At 71.2% G+C, this 24,352-nt stretch carries 20 protein-coding genes and 1 riboswitch; of the genes, 10 read left to right on the top strand and 10 right to left on the bottom strand.

Translation table 11 applies throughout. From position 1 onward, the window contains the following. Positions 1–6: 6 nt before the first annotated feature. The 8 genes from cobO to OC490_RS34335 form a co-directional block, all read right to left on the bottom strand. Complete coding sequence (cobO, locus tag OC490_RS34370) at positions 7–606, bottom strand: cob(I)yrinic acid a,c-diamide adenosyltransferase (protein WP_262061935.1); 600 nt, start codon at positions 604–606, stop codon at positions 7–9. Beyond that, positions 606–2,609: a putative cobaltochelatase gene (locus tag OC490_RS34365; RefSeq protein ID WP_262061934.1), complete on the bottom strand. Its 2,004-nt coding sequence runs from the start codon at positions 2,607–2,609 to the stop codon at positions 606–608. Before OC490_RS34365 ends, cobO begins: the two co-directional genes overlap by 1 nt. Further along, positions 2,606–6,259, bottom strand: coding sequence for a cobaltochelatase subunit CobN (gene cobN / locus OC490_RS34360; protein WP_262061933.1), 3,654 nt, complete (start codon positions 6,257–6,259; stop codon positions 2,606–2,608). The genes OC490_RS34365 and cobN overlap by 4 nt, the downstream gene beginning before the upstream one ends. Then, positions 6,256–7,767 (bottom strand): cobyric acid synthase, encoded by a 1,512-nt coding sequence (locus tag OC490_RS34355; RefSeq protein WP_262061932.1) that lies wholly within the window; start codon positions 7,765–7,767, stop codon positions 6,256–6,258. The genes cobN and OC490_RS34355 overlap by 4 nt, the downstream gene beginning before the upstream one ends. Next, positions 7,764–8,705: a cobalamin biosynthesis protein gene (locus OC490_RS34350; RefSeq protein WP_262061931.1), complete on the bottom strand. Its 942-nt coding sequence runs from the start codon at positions 8,703–8,705 to the stop codon at positions 7,764–7,766. The genes OC490_RS34355 and OC490_RS34350 overlap by 4 nt, the downstream gene beginning before the upstream one ends. A gap of 99 nt (positions 8,706–8,804) precedes the next feature. Beyond that, positions 8,805–8,947, bottom strand: a riboswitch (cobalamin riboswitch). Between the two features lie 134 nt (positions 8,948–9,081). Then, a complete protein-coding gene (locus OC490_RS34345; RefSeq protein WP_262061930.1) occupies positions 9,082–9,303 on the bottom strand; it encodes a hypothetical protein in 222 nt (73 codons plus the stop codon). Between the two features lie 33 nt (positions 9,304–9,336). Beyond that, a complete protein-coding gene (locus OC490_RS34340) occupies positions 9,337–10,596 on the bottom strand; it encodes an inorganic phosphate transporter (protein WP_262061929.1) in 1,260 nt (419 codons plus the stop codon). A 98-nt stretch (positions 10,597–10,694) separates the two neighbouring features. Next, positions 10,695–11,456: a lysozyme gene (locus OC490_RS34335; RefSeq protein WP_262061928.1), complete on the bottom strand. Its 762-nt coding sequence runs from the start codon at positions 11,454–11,456 to the stop codon at positions 10,695–10,697. Positions 11,457–11,651: 195 nt separating this feature from the next. On the opposite strand from OC490_RS34335, the gene OC490_RS34330 reads away from it, so the two are divergent. From OC490_RS34330 to OC490_RS34300, 7 genes are all read left to right on the top strand, one after another. After that, the gene (locus tag OC490_RS34330) at positions 11,652–12,383 is read left to right on the top strand and encodes a class II aldolase/adducin family protein (protein WP_262061927.1); all 732 of its coding nucleotides are present in this window, start codon (positions 11,652–11,654) and stop codon (positions 12,381–12,383) included. A gap of 67 nt (positions 12,384–12,450) precedes the next feature. Beyond that, on the top strand, positions 12,451–13,017 hold the full coding sequence (locus OC490_RS34325; RefSeq protein ID WP_262061926.1) for a TetR/AcrR family transcriptional regulator: 567 nt from the start codon (positions 12,451–12,453) through the stop codon (positions 13,015–13,017). Positions 13,018–13,167: 150 nt separating this feature from the next. Beyond that, positions 13,168–14,658: an MFS transporter gene (locus OC490_RS34320; RefSeq protein ID WP_262061925.1), complete on the top strand. Its 1,491-nt coding sequence runs from the start codon at positions 13,168–13,170 to the stop codon at positions 14,656–14,658. Positions 14,659–14,744: 86 nt separating this feature from the next. Continuing rightward, positions 14,745–15,185 carry an SRPBCC family protein gene (locus OC490_RS34315; protein ID WP_262061924.1) on the top strand — a complete coding sequence of 147 codons (441 nt, stop codon included), beginning with the start codon at positions 14,745–14,747 and terminating at the stop codon, positions 15,183–15,185. Positions 15,186–15,258: 73 nt separating this feature from the next. After that, positions 15,259–16,635, top strand: a complete 1,377-nt coding sequence (locus OC490_RS34310) for a carotenoid oxygenase family protein (protein ID WP_262061923.1) — start codon at positions 15,259–15,261, stop codon at positions 16,633–16,635. A gap of 186 nt (positions 16,636–16,821) precedes the next feature. Continuing rightward, entirely contained in the window at positions 16,822–17,985 is a 1,164-nt protein-coding gene (locus OC490_RS34305; RefSeq protein ID WP_262061922.1) for an alpha/beta hydrolase family protein, read from the top strand. Between the two features lie 167 nt (positions 17,986–18,152). Continuing rightward, positions 18,153–19,556: a hypothetical protein gene (locus OC490_RS34300; RefSeq protein ID WP_262061921.1), complete on the top strand. Its 1,404-nt coding sequence runs from the start codon at positions 18,153–18,155 to the stop codon at positions 19,554–19,556. Positions 19,557–19,562: 6 nt separating this feature from the next. Here the strand turns inward: OC490_RS34300 and OC490_RS34295 are convergent, their stop codons facing one another. Next, on the bottom strand, positions 19,563–20,009 hold the full coding sequence (locus OC490_RS34295; RefSeq protein WP_262061920.1) for a VOC family protein: 447 nt from the start codon (positions 20,007–20,009) through the stop codon (positions 19,563–19,565). Between the two features lie 91 nt (positions 20,010–20,100). Further along, positions 20,101–20,991: a neutral zinc metallopeptidase gene (locus OC490_RS34290; RefSeq protein WP_262061919.1), complete on the bottom strand. Its 891-nt coding sequence runs from the start codon at positions 20,989–20,991 to the stop codon at positions 20,101–20,103. 244 nt (positions 20,992–21,235) lie between these two features. Here OC490_RS34290 and OC490_RS34285 point away from each other — a divergent pair, with 244 nt between their 5' ends. The 3 genes from OC490_RS34285 (at position 21,236) to OC490_RS34275 (ending at position 24,332) form a co-directional block, all read left to right on the top strand. Next, the gene (locus tag OC490_RS34285) at positions 21,236–22,834 is read left to right on the top strand and encodes an ABC-F family ATP-binding cassette domain-containing protein (protein ID WP_262061918.1); all 1,599 of its coding nucleotides are present in this window, start codon (positions 21,236–21,238) and stop codon (positions 22,832–22,834) included. A gap of 350 nt (positions 22,835–23,184) precedes the next feature. Beyond that, entirely contained in the window at positions 23,185–23,403 is a 219-nt protein-coding gene (locus OC490_RS34280; RefSeq protein WP_019060653.1) for a helix-turn-helix domain-containing protein, read from the top strand. 116 nt (positions 23,404–23,519) lie between these two features. Continuing rightward, positions 23,520–24,332, top strand: a complete 813-nt coding sequence (locus OC490_RS34275) for an enoyl-CoA hydratase/isomerase family protein (RefSeq protein ID WP_262061917.1) — start codon at positions 23,520–23,522, stop codon at positions 24,330–24,332. Positions 24,333–24,352 lie beyond the last annotated feature (20 nt).

Here is a 24,352-nt window from a genome sequence, read left to right as displayed (position 1 = left end):
ACGGATTCACCACTCGATACCCCGCTGACCCTTCTGGCCGGCGTCCATCGGGTGCTTGACCTTCGACATGTCGGTCACGAGATCGGCGAAGTCGACGAGCTTCTCGGGCGCGTTCCGCCCGGTGATGATCACGTGCTGGGTGCCCGGACGGTCCCGCAGCACGGAGATCACCTCGTCCGTGTCGACCCAGCCCCAGTGCATCGGGTACGCGAACTCGTCGAGCACGTACAGCTGGTACGTCTCGGCGGCGAGGTCCCGCTTGACCTGCTCCCAGCCCTCGCGGGCCTTCTCCTCGTTGTCCATCTGGGAGTCGCGCTGCACCCACGACCAGCCCTCGCCCATCTTGTGCCAGTCGACGGACCCGCCCTCGCCGGAAGCCCCCAGCACCCGAAGGGCGTTCTCCTCGCCGACCTTCCACTTCGCCGACTTGACGAACTGGAACACCCCGATCGGCCACCCCTGGTTCCAGGCGCGCAACGCCAGCCCGAAGGCGGCGGTCGACTTGCCCTTGCCGATGCCGGTGTGCACGACGACGAGCGGCCGGTTCCGTCGCTGACGGGTCGTCAGTCCGTCGGCGGGTACGACACTCGGCTGTCCCTGCGGCATTAAGCGGCCCTCCTCTGTACGTCCTTGACCAGCCCGGCGATGGAGTCGGCCCGCAACTCGTCCAGCGTCACCGCAGTGCCCTCCAGCTCACCGGCCAACTGCCCGGCCAGGCCCAGCCGTACGGGCCCCGACTCGCAGTCCACGACCACGGAGGCGACCCCGTCCGCCGCGAACAACCGCGCCGCCCGCCCGGCCAGCGCGACCGGCTCGGGACCACCGGTGGCCCGCCCGTCGGTCACCACGACCACCAGCGCCCGCCGCGCGGGATCCCGCAACCGCTCCACCCGCAGCACGTCACGCGCCTTGAGCAGCCCGGCCGCGAGCGGCGTCCGCCCACCGGTCGGCAACGACTCCAGCCGTACGGCGGCGGCGTCCACGGAGGAGGTCGGCGGCAGGGCTACATCCGCGGACGAACCCCGGAAGGTCACCAGCCCCACCTTGTCCCGCCGTTGATACGCGTCGAGCAGCAGCGACAGTACGGCCCCCTTCACCGCGCTCATCCGCTGCCGGGCCGCCATCGACCCGGAGGCGTCCACGACGAACAGCACGAGGTTGCCCTCACGCCCCTCCCGCGTCGCCTGCCGCAGATCGTCCCGGCGCACCACCAGCCCGCGCCCGGCCCGCCCACGCGCCAGCTGATGCGGTGCCGCCGCCTGTACGGTCGCCGCCAAGTGCAGTTTGGTGAGCGCCCCTTGGGGCCGCCGGGCCCCGGTGGTCCGCCCGTGCTCGGTCCGCGCCCGCGAACGCCGCCCGGCGGCACCCTCGCCGATCCCGGGCACACTCAACGCCTTGGTGCGGAAGGGCTCGGAGGCGCGGACGGGCTGCTGCTCGCCGGAGTTCTGGGGCTGACCGCCCTCGCCGGCTTCCGGCTGTGCACCGGTGTCGCCGCCCTGAGGGCCGTCCGAGTCGTCCTCGGGCGATTGCCCACCGCCGCCACCCGGGCCGTCGGGACCGTCCGGCCCCGGATCATCATCTTCGGGTGCCTGCTCCTGCTCGGCGAACTCCTCCAACGTGTCGTCGAGCTTGTTCTCGTCAAGTCCCGGCGCGTCGAAGGGATTTCGCCGCCTGCGGTGCGGCAGCGCGAGCAACGCGGCCTGCCGCACGTCCTCGGCGAGCACATCGGTCCGTCCGGCCCAGGCGGCCAGCGCGGTCGCCGTACGCGCCATCACGATGTCGGCGCGCATACCGTCGACCTCGAAGGCGGCACAGGTCGCCGCGATCTGCCGCAGTGCCCCGTCGCCCAGCCGCACGGACGGCAACAGCGCACGTGCGGCGATGATGTGGGCCCGTACGGAGGACTCCTCGTCCGCCCAGCGCTCGGTGAAACCGGCCGGATCGTCGTCGTAGGCGAGCCTGCGCCGTACGACCTCGACCCGCTGGTCGGGTTCCCGCGAGGCCGCGACTTCGACGGTCAGGCCGAAGCGGTCGAGCAACTGCGGGCGCAGTTCGCCCTCTTCGGGGTTCATGGTGCCGACGAGCAGGAAGCGGGCGGCGTGCCGGACGGAGACGCCTTCGCGTTCGACGTACGACGCGCCCATCGCCGCCGCGTCCAGCAGCAGGTCGACCAGGTGGTCGTGGAGGAGGTTGACCTCGTCGACGTAGAGGATGCCGCGGTGCGCGTCGGCCAGCAGGCCCGGCTCGAAGGCCTTGACGCCCTCGGCGAGCGCCCGCTCGATGTCGAGCGCGCCGACGAGCCGGTCCTCGGATGCGCCGACCGGCAACTCGACCATGCGCGCGGGGCGTTGGGTGCCGGGTCCGGTCTCGTGCGGCCCGTCCGGGCAGGCCGGGTCGGGCGAAGCGGGGTCGCAGGAGAAGCGGCAGCCGGGGACGACGGCGACCTCAGGCAGCAGCGCCGACAGAGCGCGCACGGCCGTCGACTTGGCGGTGCCCTTCTCGCCGCGCACCAGCACACCGCCGACCGCCGGCGACACGGCGTTCAGCAGCAGCGCGAGCCGCAGATCGTCCTGGCCGACAACGGCCGTGAACGGAAAGGGAGTTGTCACTGGTCGTCGCCCTCCAGGTCGCCTTCGAGCTCCAGATAGGTGGCCCGCAGTCGCTCCAGCGTGTCCGCGTCCGGCTCGGCCCACAGGCCGCGCTCGGCTGCTTCGAGGAGCCGTTCCGTGATGCCGCGCAGCGCCCACGGGTTGGACTTCTTCATGAAGTCCCGGTTCTCCGGGTCGAAGACGTACTCGGCGCTGAGCTTCTCGTACATCCAGTCGTCGACGACCCCGGCCGTCGCGTCGTAGCCGAAGAGGTAGTCGACGGTCGCCGCCATCTCGAAGGCGCCCTTGTAGCCGTGCCGCCGCATCGCCGCCATCCAGCGGGGGTTGACCACCCGGGCGCGGAAGACACGGTGGGTCTCCTCGCCGAGCGTGCGCGTCTTCACCTGGTCCGGGGTGGCGGAGTCGCCGACGTACGCCTCGGGGAAGGTGCCGGTCAGGTGGCGGACCATGGCGACCATGCCGCCGTGGTACTGGAAGTAGTCGTCGGCGTCGACGAGATCGTGCTCGCGGGTGTCAACGTTCTTGGCGGCTACGGCGATTCGCTTGAACGCCGTCTCCATGTCGCCGCGCGCCGCCCGCCCGTCGAGGCCGCGCCCGTACGCGTAGCCGCCCCACACCGCGTACACCTCGGCGAGGTCCGCGTCGCTGCGCCAGTTGCGGGCGTCGATCAGCGGCAGCAGACCGGCGCCGTACGCGCCCGGCTTGGAGCCGAAGATACGGGCCGTGGCCCGGCGCCGGTCGCCGTGTTCGGCGGTGTCCTCGTCGGCGTGTGCGCGGACGTAGTTGGACTCGGGGGGCTCCGGCAGGTCGGCCACGGCTCGCACCGCGTCGTCGATCAGTGCGACGACGTGCGGGAACGCGTCCCGGAAGAAGCCCGAGATCCGGACCGTGACATCGATGCGCGGCCGGCCCAGCTCCGTGACGGGCACGATCTCGAAGCCGGTCACCCGGCGCGAGGCGTCGTCCCAGACCGGACGGCAGCCCAGCAGTGCGAGGATCTCGGCGATGTCGTCGCCCTGGGTGCGCATCGCGGACGTGCCCCACACCGTGAGGCCGACCGACTTCGGGAACTCGCCGTTGTCCTGGAGGTACCGCTGCACGAGCGAGTCCGCCAGTGCCTGCCCGACCTCCCAACTCAGCCTGGACGGAATGGCCTTGGGGTCGACCGAGTAGAAGTTCCGGCCGGTCGGCAGGACGTTGACCAGACCACGGGTCGGGGAGCCCGAGGGGCCCGCCGGGACGTAACCGCCGTCCAGCGCCTTGAGGATGTGGTCGATCTCGTCCGTGGTGCGGGCGAGACGGGGGACCACCTCGTCACAGGCGAACTTCAACACCGCTACGGCGTCCGGGAGTTCGGCGCCGATGACGGCACGCACGAGAGCCGGGACGGTCGTGACGTCCCACTCCTGGGCCTCCATGCCCTCCGCGAACCGGCGGCACAGCTGCTCCAGCAGGTCGATCGCGTCGGCCGCCGAACGGGCCGGTCCCTCGACGAGATCCGTCAGCTCCACCGGCACCTTCACGGGAGCGCCCGGCTCGGCCAGCAACTCCTTCTCGACCAGGCCGAAATGCTCGGCCAGCGCGGCCCGCAGACCCGGCAGGGCGTTCGCCTGCCCGCCCCACACCTGCGAGGCGCGCAGCACGGCCAGCACGAGGTTCACGCGCGCCTCATCGACCGGGCCGCCGCCGAGGATGTGCAGCCCGTCGCGGATCTGTACGTCCTTGATCTCGCACAGATAGCCGTCGATGTGCATCACGAACTCGTCGAAGGCCGCGTCGTCCGGCTGGTCGTCCACATGCAGGTCGTGGTGCAGCTCGGCCGCCTTCACCAGCGTCCAGATCTGCGCGCGCACGGCCGGTGCCTTCGTCGGGTCCAGGTCGGACACCAGGGCGTACTCGTCGAGGAGTTGCTCCAGCTTCGCCAGGTCGCCGTAGGTGTCGGCACGCGCCATCGGCGGCACCAGGTGATCGACGACCGTGGCGTGGCCGCGCCGCTTGGCCTGGGTGCCCTCGCCCGGGTCGTTCACGATGAACGGATAGATCAGGGGGAGTTCACCGAGTACGGCGTCGGGCGCGCAGCCGCTGCTGAGCCCAAGTCCCTTGCCGGGCAGCCATTCCATGGTGCCGTGCTTGCCCATGTGCACGATCGCGTCCGCGCCGAAGCTGTTGTCCAGCCAGCGGTAGGCGGCCATGTAGTGGTGCGACGGCGGCATGTCGGGGTCGTGGTAGATCGCGATCGGGTTCTCGCCGAAGCCACGCGGCGGCTGGATCATGACGACGACGTTCCCGAACCGGAGGGACGCCAGCACGATGTCGTCGCCGTCGACGTAGAGGCTGCCCGGCGGCTCGCCCCACGCGTCCAACATGCCCTGCCTGAGGCCCGGTTCGAGTTTGTCGAACCACGCCTGGTAGTCGGCGAGCGGCACGCGTGCGGGCGCGGCGGCCAGTTGCTCCTCGGTGAGCCATTCGACGTCGTGGCCACCGGCGTTGATGAGCCGGTGGATCAACTCGTCCCCGTTGTCCGGGTGTCCGTCGACCCCGTACCCGGCGTCTCGCAGCGCGTCCAGCACCCGGATCGCCGACGCGGGCGTGTCCAGCCCGACCGCGTTGCCGACGCGTGAGTGCTTGGTCGGGTAGGCGGTGAAGACCAGCGCGAGCTTCTTCCCGGCGTTCGGCTTGTGCTTCAACTTCGCGTGCCGTACGGCGATTCCGGCGACCCGAGCGGCCCGCTCGGGGTCGGCGACGTAGACCGGGACGTCGTCCGGGCCCTGCTCCTTGAAGGAGAAGGGGACCGTGATCAGCCGCCCGTCGAACTCCGGGATCGCGACCTGCATCGCCGCGTCCATGGGGGAGAGGGCGGCGTCGGACGCCTCCCACGCCGCCTGCGAGGTGGTCAGGCAGAGCCCCTGCAGGACAGGGATGCCGAGGATGTTGAGCGCCTCGACGTCCCAGGCCCCCTCCTCGCCGCCTGCGGAGGCCTCCGAGGCGTTCGCGCCGCCGGCCGCGAGGACGGTGGTGATCAGTGCGTCCGCTCCGTCGAGGAGCTCGTACACGCCTGATTCCGCGCCGCGCAGTGAACCGCAGTACAGAGCAAAGGCGTTGGCGCCCTTCGCCTCGATCGCCTCGCACAGGGTGTCCACGAAGGCGGTGTTGCCGCTCAGTTCGTGGGCGCGGTAGAAGAGCACGGCGACCGTCGGGCGGTCCAGGTCGAGTTCGGGCTCGCCGTGGATCCCGTACTCGGGCATCTCCTGAGGCGCTTCGAAGCCCTCGCCCGTCAGCAGCACCGTGTCGGAGAGGAACCGGGTGAGTTCGGCGAGGTTCTCCGGCCCGCCCTCGACGAGATACCTGAGCGCCTCGGCCACCACACCCGCCGGCACCGACGACTCGGCCATCAACTCGGCGTCGGGGACGGTCTCTCCGCCGAGCAGCACGGTCGGAATCCCGGACGCCTTCAGCGCGGCGAGCCCGTCCTCCCAGGCACGCTTGCCGCCGAGCAGCCGTACGACGGCGACGTCCGCGCCTTCGACGAGCGCGGGCAACTCTGCCGTGACGTCCACCCGGTTCGGGTTGCCGATCCGGTACCCGGCGCCGGAGGCCCGGGCCGCCAGCAGATCCGTGTCGGCGGTCGACAACAACAACACTGTGCTCATGCGGGCGCTCCCGGTGGAATGAAAGGCAGTCCTTGTGGCGCGCCGGACTCGATGAGCCGCCACAGCGCGTCCGTGTCCGCGTGCTGTTCGATGAGGTCGCCGAGCCGGTCGAGCTGCTCCTCGCGCAGCGCGGCGAACGAGGTGTCGGCGGCCGGCACGAACCGGCGCCCCGCGGCGGCGGCCACCTCGCGCAGGAACGCCCGCCGGAACCCGTCCGACTCCAGCGAGCCGTGCCAGTGGGTGCCCCAGGTCTGGCCGACCCGGCAGCCGTCCAAAAAGGCTTCTCCGCCGGTCAGTTGGGCGACACCGTGATGGATCTCGTACCCCTCGACCCGCTCGCCGAGGGCTTCGCCGATGGGCCGGGTGAGGGTTTTCTCGCGCGCGAACCGCACGCGCAGTGGGAGTACTCCGAGTCCGTCGACCGAGCCCCGCCGGCTCTCGACCTCGTCCTCGATGTGCTCGCCGAGGATCTGGAAGCCGCCGCAGACGCCGAGGATCGGCCGCTGGTCGGCGGCCCTGCGGACGAGGGCGTCGGCGAGGCCGCGCTCCCGCAGCCACTCCAGCGCCTGCACCGTTCCCCGGGTCCCGGGGACGACGACGAGATCGGCGTCGGCCAACTCCTCCGGCCGGTCCACGAACCGCACCACGACGCCCGGCTCGGCGGCCAGCGCGTCCACGTCGGTGAAGTTGGACATGAGCGGGATCGCGCAGACGGCGACCCGCAGCACGTCCTCGCCGACCGGCGGCGCGGTGTTGGACTCGCGGACGGTGCCGCGCAACGAGATCCGCAGCCCGTCCTCCTCGTCGATCCCGAGCCCGTGCTGGAACGGCAGCACGCCGTACGTCCGGCGCCCGGTGAGGCCGAGCAGCATGTCCAACCCCGGTTCCAGCAGCGACACATCGCCGCGGAACTTGTTGACGAGGAACCCGGCGACGAGGGCTTGGTCCTCCGGGCCGAGCAGCGCCACCGTCCCGAAGAAGGAGGCGAAGACGCCGCCGCGGTCGATGTCGCCGACCACGAGCACGGGCAGTTGCGCGTTGCGCGCGATGCCCATGTTCACGATGTCGGTCCGCCGCAGATTGATCTCGGCGGGCGAACCGGCCCCCTCGCAGATCACCGCGTCATACGTGCCCCGCAACTCGGCGAGACAGTCCAACACGGTCCCGAGCAGCGCCTCCTGCCGCCCGCCGTGATAGCCGCGCGCGCTCATCTCCCCCACGGGCTTGCCCATGAGCACGACCTGGCTGGTGCGGTCGCCGCCCGGCTTGAGGAGGACGGGGTTCATCAGCGCGGTCGGCTCGATCCGGCAGGCCTGTGCCTGCATGGCCTGGGCCCGGCCGATCTCGGCACCTTCGCGCGTCACGAACGAGTTCAGGGACATGTTCTGCGCCTTGAACGGCGCCACCTTCACGCCCTGCCGCACCAGCCACCGGCAGATCCCGGCGGTCACGACACTCTTGCCGGCGTCCGAGGTGGTGCCCGCGACCAACAGCCCGCCGCCGCTCATGACTTGCGTCCCTTCAGCAGCAGGCGCCCGGCGACACTGACGCCGAGCGCCAGCCAGCCGACGCGCCGGGACAGCCGTACCGCCCGATCGATGTCGGGTACGGCGACGGCGCGTCCGTCGTCGTTGAGCACGGGCCGGTGCTCGACCCGGCCGCCGTAGGAGAGCGTTCCGCCCAGCCGCACGCCGAGGGCGCCCGCGAAAGAGGCCTCCACGGGACCGGCGTTGGGGCTCGGGTGTTTGCGGGCGTCGGTGCGCCAGGCGCGTACCGCTCCGCGTGGGTCGCCGCCCGCGACGGTCGCGAGGGCAGCGGTGAGGCGGGCGCCGGGCCAGCCGGCGAGGTCGTCGAGGCGGGCCGAAGCCCAGCCGTAGCGGCGGTACTTGGCCGACTTGTGGCCGACCATGGCGTCCAGGGTGTTCACGGCCCGGAAGCCGAGCAGACCCGGGACACCGGCGATGCCGCCCCACACCAGGGCGCCCACCACGGCGTCGGAGGTGTTCTCGGCGACGGACTCGACGACGGCCCGGGCGATCCCGTCGGCGTCGAGGGCCTGTGGGTCCCGGCCGCAGAGGTGGGGCAGGCGCGCCCGTGCGGCCTCGATGTCACCGGCCTCCAGCGCCCGCCCGATGGTGCCGGCCTCGCGCGCGAGGGAGGTCCCGCCGACGACCGCCCAGGTGGCGGCGGCGGTGAGGGCGGCAGAGGCCGTACGGGACGGTCGTAGGGCCGAAGTTGCCACGGCGGCCAGGGAGACGGCGCCGCCCACGCACACGGCGGTGTGCAGGGCGCCCCAGCCTCGGTGGTCGCGCCACAGCAGCTGTTCCACGGCGCCTGCGGCGTGGCCGAACGCGGCGACCGGATGCCCGCGGCGGGGATCGCCGAGCAGGTGGTCACCGAGAAGGCCGGCGGCGGCGCCGTACGCGAAGACGCGATCGGCACGCATCGGCTCAGCCGGTCGCTGAGTCGGACACTGCGCTGGTACGGGACCTCGAACGACAGCCGAGCATGGCGATATGTCCTCACTCAGGGTGTCCACGCCCTGGTTCGACGAGACCGGCGGTGAGAGTTCCTGGCTCCCGGGGTTGTCTACCCCGGTGACAGTGGCGGGACCGCGCCGGATTCGCACCGGCTTCCTCTCCTGCCGCCGTATATGGCTCCGGCAGTCCACCACGGTGTTGGAAGGGGCGTCAACTTGCTGTTGACCTGCGGGGGAGGAGTGTGCTGATGCCCACACGCGGGTCGTCGAAGGGGGCACGAAGACGTGGGGTGCGGGACGGTGATCCGTCCCGCACCCCACGCTCGGTCCAACTGGCGGCCGGTCAGGCCACGATCAGAAAGATCCCGTACGCCACCGCCGTCGCGCAGGCCGCGAAGCACACGTACGCGCCGGTCAGGGCGAGGGTCGCGGAGTCGCCCTGGGCGGTGGCCCGTTCGCGGCGGGAGAGGGCGGTGATGCCGAGGGTGAAGACGGCCACCAGGGCCACGGTGGCCACGAGGCTGACGCCGAAGACGGAGCCGAGGGCTGCCCAGTCGATGTCCATGCTGATTCGTTCCTTCTAACCGGGGGCGCGGGCTCAGACGGCGGCGGCCGGCGGGGTCGCCGGGTCGGACTTCACGGCGGTGGCCGGGGTCGCGGGCGGCGAGGGGATCGTCGCCGTGAGGCCTTCGGAGAGGGCGACCGACGGGGGCGGGGTGACGGCGGCGATCGCGGTGGTGACCACGCCGGCCGGCTCCTCGAACTCGTTGACGTTCGAGGCGTCGACCACCTGGCGGCGGGAGAGCAGCCAGATCGCGGTGCTGGAGGCGACCAGGAAGACGGCCACCAGCGCGGTGCCCCAGTCGCCGAGGTCGGTCACCGACTCGGCGAGCGCGCCGACCAGTGCGGCGGCCGGCAGGGTCAGACCCCAGGCGACGAACATCCGGGTGGCGGTCGACCAGCGGACGACTCCGCCCTTGCGGCCCAGGCCCGCGCCCATCACGGAGCCGGAGACGGCGTGCGTGGTGGAGAGGGAGAAGCCGATGTGCGAGGAGGCCAGGATGACCGCGGCTGCGCTGGTCTGGGCGGCGAAGCCCTGCTGCGGGCGGAGGTCGGTCAGGCCCTTGCCCATGGTGCGGATGATGCGCCAGCCGCCGATGTAGGTGCCCATCGCGATGGCGAGGCCCGCGGAGAGGATGACCCAGGTGGGCGGGTCCGAGTCGGGGGCGATGGAGCCGCCGGCGATCAGGGCCAGCGTGATGATGCCCATCGTCTTCTGCGCGTCGTTCGTGCCGTGGGCCAGGGAGACCAGGCCGGCCGAGGCGATCTGGCCGACGCGGAAGCCCTTGTCGGCGGCCTTTCCTTCGGAGTTCCGGCTCAGCGCGTACGAGAACCTGGTGGCGAGCATCGCCGCTACGCCCGCGACGATCGGGGCGGCGACCGCGGGCAGCAGCACCTTGGTGACCAGGACGTCGCCGTGGACCGCGCCGGTGCCGGCCGAGGCGATGGTGGCGCCGATCAGACCGCCCATCAGGGCGTGCGAGGAACTGGACGGCAGGCCGACGAGCCAGGTCACCAGGTTCCAGAGGATCGCGCCGACCAGGGCGGCGAAGATGACCTCGGGACGGATGCCGCTCTCGTCGACGAGACCCTTGGAGATCGTGTTGGCGACCTCCACGGAGAGAAAAGCGCCCACCAGGTTGAGGGTGGCCGACATGGCCACCGCGACCTTGGGCTTGAGTGCACCGGTCGAGATGGTGGTGGCCATCGCGTTGGCGGTGTCGTGGAAACCGTTCGTGAAATCGAACGCGAGTGCGGTGACTACCACAATCGCGAGAATCAGCGAGAAGCTTTCCATTTACCCAGGCAATCGTTCGAAGTCATTGGTGTGTTGACCGTAGGAAACATGGGTGAACGGAAGGTGAACTGAGGGGGTCTCTGGAGTGTCTGTACGGCCTAGTAACCCCGGGCGAACTTCTTCAGTTGGCTCAAGGACCCGTTGAAGAGATTCTGGTCACCCGGCAGGCTCCCGCTGTTGTCGTACTGCCAGAAGGTCCAGTGCGACCAGCCGGCGGGCAGCGAGCCCGTGTCCGCCGACTCGTGACGGGCGATCCACAGTGCGTGTGCCGAGGTCAGGGCGGTGCTGCTGCCCGTGCAGGTGTTCCACCAGTGGGTGGTCGTGTAGATCACCGGGCGGCGGCCGGTCTCCCGCTTCACCTCGGCGCTGAAGGCCTTGATCCAGCCGACCATTTTCGCCTTGCTCAGGCCGTAGCAGCCGTGTTTCTTGTCGTACGGGTTGTATTCGATGTCGAGCGCGGGCGGCAGCGTCCAGCCGTCCGCCTTCCAGCCGCCGCCGTGCGCCACGAAGTACGCGGCCTGGGTGGCGCCCGACGACTTGTCCGGGAGCGCGAAGTGGTAGGCGCCGCGGACGATGCCGGCGGTGCGGGCGCCGTCGTACTGCTGGGTGAAGTACGGATTGACGTAGTCGGTGGACTCGGTCGCCTTGACGTAGGCGAAGGTGGCGCCCTTCGCCTTCGCGCTCGGCCAGTCGACGCTCTTCTGGTGCGAGGAGACGTCGTGGCCCCTGGCGGGGTTCGCCGCCGGGCTCGCGGCCGTGGCGGGGAGCTCGGCGAGCGCGATCCCGGCGATGCCGAGCGCGACTGCAGGCGCTGCGAGGAGGTGTGTGCGACGGCGGGACGGTTTGCGATCACGGGCCATTTTTCCCCCGGGGATGGCGACGTGCACGGCAAATCCCCCAGAGGCTATTGGAAGATCTGTCGATGCCGATCGGTCTCCAGCCAAGCGGCTTGAGTGGGCGTTACATGCCTATATGTACTCTTTCGGATGCGCGGCTTCCGGCTTAAAGTGCCCCAGTCCGAGCGCGTGTTGGGAACCGGCTGGCAGGATCGCGGCATGGCTGAGCAGCGGCGGGACGAGCGGGGCGGGCGGGATGCCCGGGAGGGCGCACAGGCTGTGGGGGAGCCGTGGCGGAGGCGGGTGCACGCCGAGGAGGCGGACGCCTGGGACGAACTCGTCGTGACGGCCCGCCGGACGGTGTCCGACGGCCTGGTGGTCGGCACCTCCGGGAACGTCTCGGCGCGCGTCGGCGACATCGTCCTGGTCACGCCCTCGGGCGTCCCCTACGACCGGCTGACGGCCGACGACACGGTCGGCGTCGACCTCGACGGCCGACAGGTCCTCGGCACCCTGCTCCCGACGAGCGAACTGCCGATGCATCTCGCCGTCTACCGCAGCACCGACGCCCACGCCGTCGTCCATACCCACGCCGTCCACGCGACGGCCGTCTCGACCCTCGTCCCCGAACTCCCCTCGGTCCACTACATGTCCGGTGCCCTCGGCGGCCCGGTCCGGGTTGCCCTGTATGCGACATACGGCACCGAGGAGTTGGCCGAGAACATGCTCCACGCCCTCGCCGACCGCTCCGCCTGCCTCCTCCAGAACCACGGCACGATCGCCTACGGCAACTCCCTGGACCAGGCGTTCGACCGCACGGCCCAGCTGGAATGGATGTGCCGCCTGTGGCTGACGGCGTCGTCGGTACCGGGGCTGTCGCCGACGCTGCTGTCGGGGGAGCAGGTGGCCGAGGCGGGGGAGCGGTTGCGGGGGTACGGGCAGCGGGGGTGAGGGGATCGGGGTGGTCGACAGTGGCGAGTGCGTTGACACGGAAAAGTGTGAGTGGTTGAGTACTCACATGAAGACGGAACGGCCCCGCCAGTTGTCCACCGCCGAGGAGCGCCGCGAGACGGTGCTGCGCACCGCCATCGGCGCCTTCGCGGCGCGTGGCTACTGGGGCACCACCACGACCGAGGTCGCGAAGGCGGCCGGCATCTCGCAGGCCTACGTCTACCGTCTGTTCCCGAACAAGGAACTGCTGTTCACCGCGGTCGTCGAGTACTGCTTCGTGCAGGTGCGGGCCAGTCTGGAGCGGGCGGCGGCCGAGGCGAAGGGCAGCTCCGCCGAGGTGGTGCTGGAGGCCATGGGGGATTCCTACGCGCGGCTGATCAGCGACAAGGACCTGATGCTGATCCAGTTGCACGCCCAGGCGGCTGCCGTTTCCGAACCCGCTGTCCGTGAGGCGGTCCGGCAGGGCTACGCCCGGCTGGTGGAGTACGCCCGCGGTGCCTCCGGAGGCACCGAGAGGGAGATCCAGGAGTTCTTCGCGTACGGCACGCTGTGTCATCTCATCGTCTCCATGGGGCCCGACGAGGTGGACGCTCCCTGGATGCGCACGTTGTCCGCGGGTGTCACGCACTACTGAGATCCGCACGCTGTACTGAGATCCGCACGCTTTGCCGGCGGGGCACGCAGCCCCGCCTTTTCTTGGCCGTCAGTTGTGAGTGGTTGACCACACATGGAGGAAGCCGTGAGAACCACAGGGACCAGGTGGACCAGCTGGACCAGGTGGACCTTGGACAGCACCCGCAGCCCCGGAGCGGCGCTCACGGCCCTGGCGGGGGCGCAGTTCACCGTCATGCTCGCCACCTCGATCGTGAACGTGGCCCTGCCCCAGATCCGCGCCGGCGTCGGACTCTCGGACAGTGGAACGACCTGGGTGGTCAACGCCTACGGCCTCGCCTTCGGCGCGCTGCTGCTCGCCGGCGGAAGAGCGGCCGACCTCCTCGGCCGGCGCCGCGTACTGCTCGCCGGACTCGGGCTCTTCGGTGCCGCCTCGCTGGCGGCCGGGCTGGCCGCCTCGTCCCCGGTCCTCATCGCGGCCCGCGCGGTGCAGGGCCTGGGCGCGGCGGCCATCGCCCCGGCGGCACTGGCCCTGGTGATGGACCTGTTCCCACCAGGACCCGGACGGGGCAAGGCACTTGGCGTCTGGGGCGCGGTCTCCGGCGCGGGCGGCGCGGCCGGAGTCCTGCTCGGCGGCGTCCTCACCCAGGCCTGGGGCTGGCAGTGGATCTTCTACGCCGTCGCCCTCGGCTCGTCCCTGATCCTGGCCGGTGTCGCCGTCAGTGTGGAGCGGGCCCCGGTCTCCGGCGGCGGCCGGTTCGACCTGCTCGGCACCACCACCGTCACCCTCGCGCTGACCGCCCTGGTGTGGGGCCTGACCACCGCCCGCCGTTCGGGCTGGACGGACCCCGCCGTCCTCGGCGCCTTCGCCGTCACCGCCGTACTGGGTGCCGCGTTCGTCCTGGTCGAGCGCCGCCATCCGAACCCGCTTCTCCCGCCACGCCTGTTCAGCGCCGGTCGCGTCACCGTCGGCAACGCGCTGATGGCGCTGCTGGGTTCGGTGTGGATCGCCCTGTTCTTCTTCCTGCCGCTCTACCAGCAACAGGTCCTCGGCTCCAGCCCGTTGGTCACCGGCCTGGGCCAACTCCCGCTCGCTGCCGCCAACATGCTCGGCTCGACCCTCGCCCCGCAGATCTCCCGCCGGATCGGCGCCACGGCGACCGTGACCGGCGCCCTGCTGGCCGAGGCCGCCGGACTGCTCTGGCTGTCCCGGATCAGCGCCGACGGCAGCTACCTCACCGACGTCCTCGGCCCCAGCGTCCTGGTCGGACTGGGGCTGAGCATCGCCTTCGTCCAGCTCACCGCCCTGTCCGTGGAGGGTGTCGCCCGGCAGGACTCCGGGCTGGCCGGCGGCCTGGTGAACACCTCACGACAGGTCGGCGGCGCGATCGGCCTCGCCGTCCTGGCCACCCTCGCGGGCACCACCACCGCCCACGCGGCCGTCCGTCAGCCGGAGTTGGAAGCCCTCACCGCCGGCTACCGCACCGCCTTCGGCATCTCCGCCGCGGTCCTTACGGTGACCGCCGTCCTTGCCGCTCTGCTGACCCGACGGGGGCGCGCGGCGGAAGGGGGAGCGTCGGTGGGTGCCGGTGCCGGTGCCGGTGCCGGTGCTGATGGCGATGCCGGTGGTGGCTCCGCCTCGTCCACTGCCCGTCTCCGCTGATCCACCGTCAAATCCACCTGGCTCGCTGCCCGTCCAATCCGCCTGATCAACCTGATCGACCTCATCAACCGAAAGGAAGAACCGCCATGTTCACCATCGACGAGACCGCCCCCGTCATCGTCCGCCTGTCCACCACGATCGACGCCCCGCTGGACCGGGTCTGGGCCCTGCACACCGACATCGACGCCTGGCCGAGCTGGAACGCGGACGTCGACCGAGCCACCCTCAACGGCCCGCTCCTGCCCGGCACTTCCTTCACCTGGACGACCCACGGCCTGGACATCACCTCCACGGTCCGCGAACTGGTCCCGGGCGAGCGGATCGCCTGGGGCGGTCCCGCGAACGGCATCGAGGGCGTCCATGTGTGGACCTTCGAGCGGACCGACGGTCAAGTCACCGTCCACACCGAGGAGTCCTGGAGCGGCGCCCCCGTCGAGGCCGCCGTCACGGAACTCGGCCAGGCCCTGCACAACTCCCTGACCGATTGGCTCGCCGCCCTCAAGTCCCGTGCCGAGCAAGCCGCCTGACGCCACGTCACCCCTGCTCACCCATCACCTCTGCACAACCGTCACCACCCATCCGAGAAGCGAGGTACCTGCCATGACCGCCACCACCGACAAGCCCTACCTCATCGGCCACTACACCCCGGCCGTCGACGAGATCACCGCCACCGAACTGACCGTAGAGGGCTCCCTTCCGCCGGAGTTGACGGGCCGACTGCTCCGCAACGGCCACAACCCCAAGCCCGGCGTCACCCCCACCCACTGGTTCAAGGGCAGCGGCATGGTGCACGGCATCCGGCTGCGCGAGGGCCGCGCCGAGTGGTACCGCAACCGCTGGGTGCGCACCCCCGCCCTGGACGGCGCCCCCTACATGACCGAGCACGGCCCGGACCTGACGGCCAGCCCGGCCGGCACCCACGTCATCGAGCACGCCGGACGCCTGCTGGCACTGTGCGAGGCCAACCTCCCCTTCGAACTCACCCGGGACCTCGACACGGTCGGCGCCCACGACTTCGACGGCAAGCTGCGCAGCGCGATGACCGCGCACCCCAAGACCGACCCGCTCACCGGCGAACTGCACTTCTTCGGCTCCTCGCCGTTCCCGCCCTTCCTGATGTACTACGTCGCCGACGCCAAGGGACACATCACCCACAGCGCCGAGATACCGGGCGCCACCGCCTCCCTCAAGCACGACTTCGCCATCACCCGCCACCACGTGGTCTTCGTCGAGGGCACCGTCACCTTCGACCCGGGCGAGCACTCCGGCATCCCGTACGGCTGGAACGACGCGCAGCCGGCCCGGATCGGCGTCATGCCCCGCGGCCCGCAGGGCGCGTCGAAGATCCGCTGGTTCGCCATCGAGCCGGGCAACATGCTGCACGCCGCCAACGCCTACGAGGACGACCGGGGCCGCATCGTCCTGGAGGGGCCGACCGTGGACCGGGAGGGCTTCCAGCTCTCCTGGAACTGGTGGGTCGGCGCCCCCGGCCGCGGCACCGAGCCCAACACCCGCTCCTACACCCGCCGTTGGATCGTCGACCTGGCCGCCGGCAGTGTCGACGAGCAGATCATCGACGATCTCGCCGTCGAATTCCCCACCCTCAACGAGGAGTTCCTCGGCACCGAGCACCGCTACCAGTACGCGGTCTCCTTCCCCGACCAGGAGGGCTTCGGCGGCTACGGCATCGTCAAGTACGACCGCACCACCGGCGCCCGCAGCATCCATCGGGCAGGCGACGCCCGGCTGCCCAGCGAGGCCGTGTTCGTCCCTGCCGAGGGCGCCACCCGCGAGGACGACGGTTATCTGCTCACCGTCGTCTCGGACCTGAAGCAGGACGCCTCCCAACTCCTGGTCCTGGACGCCTCCGGCCTCGACCGGATCGCGACCGTCCACCTCCCGCGCCGGGTCACCGGGGGCATCCACGGCTCCTGGATCCCCGACAGCGACCTGGACACCACCGACAGCGACAACTGACTCCGCGAGGTCACTTCGCGACGGTGCCCCTGGGGGAGTGCCCCCAGGGGCACCGTCGTGTCCCTGGTCCGGGCCGCTCCCTCCCTTCGCCCTCTTCCTGCACCGAAACCACCCCACCCACCACCCCGAGCCACTCCCGCCCCGCTCCGGCTGGCCGGTAGCCGGGTCCGCCGGGACACTGGATCCGTGCGCACAGTCAAAGCGACGGCCGCGGCCGTCTCCGTGGCCCTCGCGGCCGGTGCGGTGGGCGTCGCCGCCGGCCGGTACGCCAGCGACGCCGCACTGAAGGCGCCGCCCGGCCGCCCCCTGCCGACCGAACCCCGGCTCACGGTGCACGCCACCGCCGCCGGACAGATCACCCTCACCCGGGATCTGGCCTCCCTGCGCCCCGGCACCTACGGCCTCGCCGGTGACGGCTCCCACGCGGTCGTCGGCCCCGTCATCGACACGGCGCCCCTCCCCCGGTCTCGGCTTCGCTCGACCGGGGGGACCCCCATCGCCGACACCGTCGTACGCCGCCTCGAACGCGTCACCCACGGCACCCTGCACCCCCGCGACAAGGTGTGGCTCACCCCCAACGTCCACATCGGCAACCCGAGCGCCGCCCTCGGCCTGGACCACGCCGACATCGACATCCCCGGCGAACTCGGCTCCCTGCCCGCCTGGTTCGTACCCGGAGCACGCAGCACCTGGGTGATCGCGGTGCACGGCCTGGCCACCACCCGCGAACTCGCCCTGAACGTCATGGAGTTCCTGCACCGCAACCGCTTCCCGGTACTCGCCCCCTCCTACCGCGGCGACCTCGGCGCACCCCGCAACCCCGACGGCCTGGGCCATCTCGGCGAGACCGAGTGGCGCGACCTGGACGCCGCGATCCGCTACGCCGTGCGCTACGGCGCCGAGCACGTCGTCCTGTACGGCTGGTCCACCGGCGCCACCATGGCGCTGCGCGCCGCCGCCCACTCCGGGATGCGCGAGCGCGTCTCCGGCCTCGTGCTGGACTCGCCGGTGCTGGACTGGGAGACGACGCTGCGCGCCCTCGCCACCGCCCGGCGCACCCCGGGCGCGCTGCTGCCGCTCGCGGTCCGTGCCGCCCAGGGCCGCACCGGTGTGCACGGCGACCGCATCGCCGAGGCCGCCGACCCCGCCCGGCTCAGGGTCCCGACCCTGATCTTCCACGGACCCGACGACACCGTCGCCCCCTGGTCCCTCTCCAGCCGCCTCGCCGCCCGCCGCCCCGACCTGATCACCCTCCAGCCGGTCGCCCGGGCCCCGCACAGCGCCATGTGGAACGCCGACCCGGCCGCCTACGAGGAGATCCTGCGCCGCTTCCTCACTCCGCTGATGTGATCCCGGCCGATTCACCGGCCCGCCCCCTCCGACCTTCCGTTTAGCCCTGTACCACTGGCCTGAACCCGGTCCCCAGCAGCCCGCGGGACCCCCTGCCTTGGCCCTCCCCGTCGCCCGCCGTGACATTCCGTTTGGGTTTTCGGACCGTCAACCGGAAGACTGCACCCGTGACGTCCCGTATCCCGCGCGACTCCAGGCTTCGACTCGTCCGCCCGCGACCCCTGGCCGCCGCCCCCCGAGCGATGAACCAGCGGCGCTCGCGCCGCCCCGCACCCCGCCCTCCGGAGGGCACACCGGCCCCCGCGGAACTGGCCAGAATGGCACGCTCCGGCCTGGCCGGAGCGGCTCGCGTCGCCCACTGGGCCGACGCCGCACTACGACCCGGCCGTGACGGCGCGAGCCCCGACGGCAAAGGCACCCTCTCCGAAGCGACCGCCGAACTCGCGGCCGAGGACCTGGGTCTGACCCCGGCCCAGGTCCGCGCCGACTGGGACACCGCCCGCCTCGCCGGCCTCGTCGAGGTGCACGGCGACAGCGCCCGCCCCGGCTGGCGGCTGCGCGCCTGGGACCGCGACGACAGCGCCGTACTGCGCGGCTGGGTCGCCCTCTTCGACGCCTGGTCGCTCGCCCACCCGGAACCCCGGGAGCACGAGCCGTCCGCCGTCGCCGAGGTCGTCTCGGCCATGCCTCAGGTGCTCTCCTTCCTCCAGCTGTCCGCCGGGCCCGTCCCCGTCGCCCAGCTCCTCGACCTCCTCGGCCAACGCGTCACGGAACTGCGCACCGAGCGCTGCGAGATTCCCTACGGCCCGCAGCCCGAGCCGGTCCAGCAGCCCCCGGCCGCCGCCGACGCTCCTCTCGACCCCCTCCTCGACTGGGCCCTGCACGCCCTCGCCTCCGTCGGTGCCCTCACCTACGGCGACGCCCAGGCCACCCTCACCCCGCTCGGCAGCTGGGCGGTCTGGGTCAAGCTGGAGCAGATCTGCGTGGCCGCGCAGAGCCCCGCCGGGAACATCGAGCAGTCCGCCGAGGACATGCTCCGCGGCTGCTCCCAGCTCCGCCCGAACGCCGCCCGCGCCGAATACCGCGCCTGGCTCGCCGCCCGCACCGTGGGCAGCGCGGTCGGCCAGCTGATCGACGCCGCCCGCGGTGAGGACGCCCTGCTCCGCGGCCTCGCCTTCGAGGCGCTGCGCGTCGTCGGCGCCCCCGCCGAGCCCGACGTCCGCGCGGCGGTGGACGAGGCGACGCTGCGGCCGTACGCCCTGCTGTGGCTGGCCGAGCACGACGGGATCGACCCGGAGGACGCCCACGAGGTCCTCACCCGCGAAGAGGCCACCTGGATGTGGGTCGACACCGCCGCCGCGGTCGCCGACCACGGGGAGGCCCCGCTGCTCGTGCGCCACCTGGAGTCCGCGATCCAGCCGACCGTCCCCATGCTCCTCGACGAGGTCCGCGCCGTGGGCCACCCGCGCACCGTGCAGGTCCTGGTCGCGCTCGCCGCCGCCCACCCCGACCCGGCGCTGGCCAAGGCCGTACGCCGGGCGGCCTTCCAGGTGCACACAGGGGGCAGCTAGGCGGGGTCAGGCACCTGTCGTCCCGGGTATCTCCGGGGCGTAGGTACCGAAGCTCCAGATGTTGCCCTCGATGTCCCGGGCCATGTAGTCCCGGGATCCGTACTCCTGGTCCGTCGGGGGCATCAGGATCTCCGCGCCGTGCTCCACGGCCCGTCGGTGGTGGGCGTCGACGTCGTCCACGACGAGGTACACCCCGACGGGTCCCGCGCTCTTCATCGCCTCGTCGAAACGGCCGCCGCGGCCCTTGGAGCCGAGCATCACCGCGCCGTTGCCCTGCACCAGCTCGGCGTGCATCACCGAGCCGTCCTCGCCCTCGTAGACCGCGAGTTCGGTGAAGCCGAAGGCCTCCGTGAGCTGCCGGATCGCCGCCTTCGCGTCCGTGTACAGCAGGGACGGGTAGATGCTGGGACGTCCGCTGTCCTTGCCTGCCATGCCGATCACTTCCTTGTGCATCGGGTCCTCTTGGCGTTTTCGCCGCTTTGATCGCTTTCGACGAGTCTTGCACCCGCCACTGACAACGCCCCGCGAACCGGCATCCCGGCCGTCAGCGGAAGGTGTTGCACTGCGCCATGTCCCCGGTCCGGTAGCCCTGGTGGAACCACTGCTGCCGCTGCGCCGCCGATCCGTGCGTCCAGGTCTCCGGCGTGACCCGGCCCTGGAACCGCTCCTGGATCCGGTCGTCGCCCACGGCCGCCGCCGCGTCCAGGCCGTCCCGGATGTCGGCCTCCGTGAGGCTGGTGATCAACGGCCGCCCGGTCGACTCGTCCTTCGTGGTCGTCGCGTGATGGGCCCAGACCCCCGCGTAGCAGTCCGCCTGCAGCTCCACCCGCACCGCGTTGCTGTTCGCGCCGGTCCGCCCGTCCTGCGACCGGCTCAGCGTGCCCATCAGGTCCTGCACGTGGTGCCCGTACTCGTGGGCCACGACATACGCCTGCGCGAACGGGCCGCCACTGGAGCCGAACTTCGTCCGCAGCTCGTCGAAGAACCCCAGGTCCAGATAGACCTTCCGGTCGCCGGGACAGTAGAACGGCCCCACCGCCGAGGTCGCCGTCCCGCACGCGGTGGCGACCTGCCCGCTGAAGAAGACCGTGGGGGAGCGGGTGTACGTACCGTTGCGCCGCCGGAACTCCTGCGCCCAGAAGTCCTGCACGCTGTTGACCACCGCCACGATGCGGCAGTCCTCCTTGGTGTTCGCGTCCTGTCCGGTACGGCAGCTCGACTGCACCTGGGCCAGCGAGGACGCGGTCGCCGCCGGTGAGTCACTGCCCGACGACAACCCCAGGTTGTCGGGGCCGACGCCGAAGAACAGCCCCAGGAGCAGCGCGATCAGCCCGGCGAGGCCCCCGCCCACGGTCGCGCGCCCACCGGGAATCCGGCTGCCGCGCACGTCCTGCACCTCGGAGGTGTCCAGATCGGCATCGTCGTCGAACTGCATGGGCAGCCCCGCTCTTCGCGCGTGTGGACCCCCTGGCGTCCATCCTCGCCCGCAGCCCGCGCGGTGGCGCCGGTCGAGCGGCCGAACGGGGGACGCCCCTGGTGGCGCCGAACACACCCGCGCACCGGAAAAACGCTTGCATTGCCCAGTTAGACTTGGCCCATGGCCATTCTCCTCGCGCATTAGACGGCGGGAACGTCCTCAGCCGCCCCTTCCGCCTACGACCCCGCTCTGGAGTCTGACCGTGATCTCCGCCTCCGGTATCGAGCTGCGCGCCGGTGCCCGTGTCCTCATCGAGTCCGCGACCTTCCGAATCGCCAAGGGCGACCGCATCGGTCTGGTCGGTCGCAACGGCGCCGGCAAGACCACCCTGACCAAGGTCCTGGCCGGTGAGGGCCAGCCCGCCGGCGGCACCGTCACCCGCTCCGGCGAGGTCGGCTACCTGCCGCAGGACCCCCGCACCGGCGACCTGGACGTGCTCGCCAGCGACCGCATCCTCTCCGCGCGCGGCCTGGACACCCTGATCCGCAAGATGCGGGAGAACGAACAGCGCATCGCCAACGGCAGCGGCGCCACCCGCGACAAGGCCATGCGCCAGTACGAGCGCCAGGAGACCGAGTTCCTCACCAAGGGCGGCTACTCCGCCGAGGCCGAGGCCGCCACCATCGCCGCCGCGCTCAACCTGCCCGACCGCGTGCTCGGCCAGCCGCTGCACACGCTCTCCGGCGGTCAGCGCCGCCGTATCGAGCTGGCCCGCATCCTGTTCTCCGACGCGGACACGCTCCTGCTCGACGAGCCCACGAATCACCTGGACGCCGACTCGATCGTCTGGCTGCGCGACTACCTGAAGACGTACCGCGGCGGCTTCATCGTGATCTCCCACGACGCCGACCTCGTGGAGACCGTCGTCAACAAGGTGTTCTACCTGGACGCCAACCGCGCCCAGATCGACGTCTACAACATGGGCTGGAAGCTGTACCAGCAGCAGCGCGAGGCCGACGAGAAGCGCCGCAAGCGCGAGCGGCAGAACGCCGAGAAGAAGGCCGCCGCCCTGCATTCGCAGGCCGACAAGATGCGCGCCAAGGCCACCAAGACGGTCGCCGCGCAGAACATGGCCAAGCGCGCCGACCGGCTGCTCGCCGGGCTGGAAGCGGTGCGTGTCTCCGACAAGGTCGCCAAGCTGCGCTTCCCGGAGCCCTCGCCCTGCGGCAAGACCCCGCTCATGGCGGAGGGCCTGTCGAAGTCCTACGGCTCCCTGGAGATCTTCACCGACGTCGACCTGGCCATCGACAAGGGCTCGCGCGTCGTCATCCTCGGCCTGAACGGCGCCGGCAAGACGACCCTCCTGAAGCTCCTCGGCGGTGTCGAGAAGCCCGACACCGGCGAGGTCATCGAAGGGCACGGTCTCAAGCTCGGCTACTACGCGCAGGAGCACGAGACCCTGGATCCGGAGCGCACGGTCCTGGAGAACATGCGCTCCGCCGCCCCCGACCTGGACCTGGTCGAGGTCCGCAAGACGCTCGGCTCGTTCCTGTTCTCCGGCGACGACGTGGACAAGCCCGCCGGGGTCCTCTCCGGCGGCGAGAAGACCCGCCTCGCGCTCGCCACCCTGGTCGTGTCCTCGGCGAACGTCCTGCTCCTGGACGAGCCGACGAACAACCTCGACCTGGCCAGCCGCGACGAGATCCTCGGGGCGCTGCGCACCTACAAGGGTGCCGTCGTCCTCGTCACCCACGACGAGGGGGCCGTGGAGGCGCTGCAGCCGGAGCGGATCATCCTGCTGCCGGACGGCGTCGAGGACCTGTGGGGCGCGGACTACGCGGATCTCATCGCCCTGGCCTGATCGAGGCGGCTTGATCGAATGCTTGATCCACGGCGTATGGATCATTCGGCCTACCGGTGATCCACCATCTGTGTGAGATCTCCTCGTACCGAGGTGTGTCGTACATCGATTTTCCGGCCGAGTCCTTTATCGACTAGGGCTCGGCCGTTCCGCGTCTCTGACCAGGTATTTCGCGGAGCAACTCGTTCGGCCGTGCGGACACGGCCGTATGGAATTCCACATTCCACTTGTGGGGACGCGCTCCTGTCGTCAAAACCTTGTCTCACGGACCTTGCCGAATGGGTGGCCATGAACGCTTGGAGGGGTGATCATGAGGAGACCAAGAGCGCACTTCCCATGAGGAGGCACGGGTGGCCGAGACTCTGAAGAAGGGCAGCCGGGTAACCGGCGCCGCGCGCGACAAGCTCGCGGCAGACCTGAAGAAGAAGTACGACTCCGGTGCGAGCATCCGGGCGCTGGCCGAGGAGACCGGCCGCTCGTATGGCTTCGTCCACCGGATGCTCAGTGAGTCGGGCGTCACGCTCCGTGGGCGTGGCGGGGCGACCCGGGGCAAGAAGGCTTCGGCCTGATCCCGAGCGCTCATCGGCTTCGATGGTGACCACCCGGTCGGACGACTGACCGGCCGGGTGGTTACTGTGCAGTCACTTAGCTCTGCTCTGTTGACCGCACACATCGGAGGCGCCCCATGGCTTCGCCCGAACAGGACGACAAGGACCTCGGTCCCGTACTCGACAAGGACGGCGTACGGCTCACCGTCGACGACGCGATCGCCACGGTGACGCTGACCAACCCGGCCAAGCGCAACGCTCAAAGTCCTGTTCTGTGGCGGGCGTTGGCGGAGGCCGGGCGGTCGCTGCCGGGCTCCGTCCGAGTCGTGGTGCTGCGTGCCGAGGGCAAGTCCTTCTCGGCCGGACTCGACCGGCAGGCGTTCACGCCCGAGGGCTTCGACGGCGAACCGTCGTTCATCGACCTCGCGCACAGCAGTGACGCCGTGCTGGACGAGGCCATCGCCGGGTACCAGGCGGGCTTCACCTGGTGGCGACGGAGCGACATCGTCTCCATCGCCGCCGTGCAGGGGCATGCCATCGGGGCCGGCTTCCAGCTCGCCCTCGCCTGTGACCTGCGCGTCGTCGCCGACGATGTGCAGTTCGCCATGCGTGAGACCAGCCTCGGACTGGTGCCCGACCTGACCGGCACCCACCCGCTGGTGGGGCTCGTCGGCTACGCCCGCGCGCTGGAGATCTGCGCGACCGGGCGCTTCGTCGCGGCCGAGGAAGCGGTGAGCACCGGCCTGGCCAACATCGCCGTGCCGGCGGACCAGGTCGAGGACACCGTACGCGAACTCGCGACAGCCCTGCTGGCCGCGCCGCGCGACGCCGTCATCGAGACCAAGGCGCTGCTCCAGGGCGTCCAGGGGCGTGCGTACGACGACCAGCGCGCCGCCGAGCGTGCAGCCCAGGCCCGACGACTGCGGGACCTGGCCGGCGTCGGCGAATAGGCGCCAGCCGACCGTGGTTC

The sequence above is a fragment of the Streptomyces sp. STR69 genome (genome assembly GCF_024519455.1).
Classification (GTDB): Bacteria; Actinomycetota; Actinomycetes; order Streptomycetales; family Streptomycetaceae; genus Streptomyces.
This window is presented reverse-complemented; position numbering and strand designations above follow the sequence as displayed.

Excerpts from the sequence above, each read along its gene's own strand:
- cobO (WP_262061935.1), bottom strand. The coding sequence starts at position 606 with ATGCCGCAGGGACAGCCGAGTGTCGTACCCGCCGACGGACTGACGACC.
- cobN (WP_262061933.1), bottom strand. The coding sequence starts at position 6,259 with ATGAGCACAGTGTTGTTGTTGTCGACCGCCGACACGGATCTGCTGGCG.
- OC490_RS34355 (WP_262061932.1), bottom strand. The coding sequence starts at position 7,767 with ATGAGCGGCGGCGGGCTGTTGGTCGCGGGCACCACCTCGGACGCCGGC.
- OC490_RS34350 (WP_262061931.1), bottom strand. The coding sequence starts at position 8,705 with ATGCGTGCCGATCGCGTCTTCGCGTACGGCGCCGCCGCCGGCCTTCTC.
- OC490_RS34345 (WP_262061930.1), bottom strand. The coding sequence starts at position 9,303 with ATGGACATCGACTGGGCAGCCCTCGGCTCCGTCTTCGGCGTCAGCCTC.
- OC490_RS34340 (WP_262061929.1), bottom strand. The coding sequence starts at position 10,596 with ATGGAAAGCTTCTCGCTGATTCTCGCGATTGTGGTAGTCACCGCACTC.
- OC490_RS34335 (WP_262061928.1), bottom strand. The coding sequence starts at position 11,456 with ATGGCCCGTGATCGCAAACCGTCCCGCCGTCGCACACACCTCCTCGCA.
- OC490_RS34330 (WP_262061927.1), top strand. The coding sequence starts at position 11,652 with ATGGCTGAGCAGCGGCGGGACGAGCGGGGCGGGCGGGATGCCCGGGAG.
- OC490_RS34325 (WP_262061926.1), top strand. The coding sequence starts at position 12,451 with ATGAAGACGGAACGGCCCCGCCAGTTGTCCACCGCCGAGGAGCGCCGC.
- OC490_RS34315 (WP_262061924.1), top strand. The coding sequence starts at position 14,745 with ATGTTCACCATCGACGAGACCGCCCCCGTCATCGTCCGCCTGTCCACC.
- OC490_RS34310 (WP_262061923.1), top strand. The coding sequence starts at position 15,259 with ATGACCGCCACCACCGACAAGCCCTACCTCATCGGCCACTACACCCCG.
- OC490_RS34295 (WP_262061920.1), bottom strand. The coding sequence starts at position 20,009 with ATGCACAAGGAAGTGATCGGCATGGCAGGCAAGGACAGCGGACGTCCC.
- OC490_RS34290 (WP_262061919.1), bottom strand. The coding sequence starts at position 20,991 with ATGCAGTTCGACGACGATGCCGATCTGGACACCTCCGAGGTGCAGGAC.
- OC490_RS34275 (WP_262061917.1), top strand. The coding sequence starts at position 23,520 with ATGGCTTCGCCCGAACAGGACGACAAGGACCTCGGTCCCGTACTCGAC.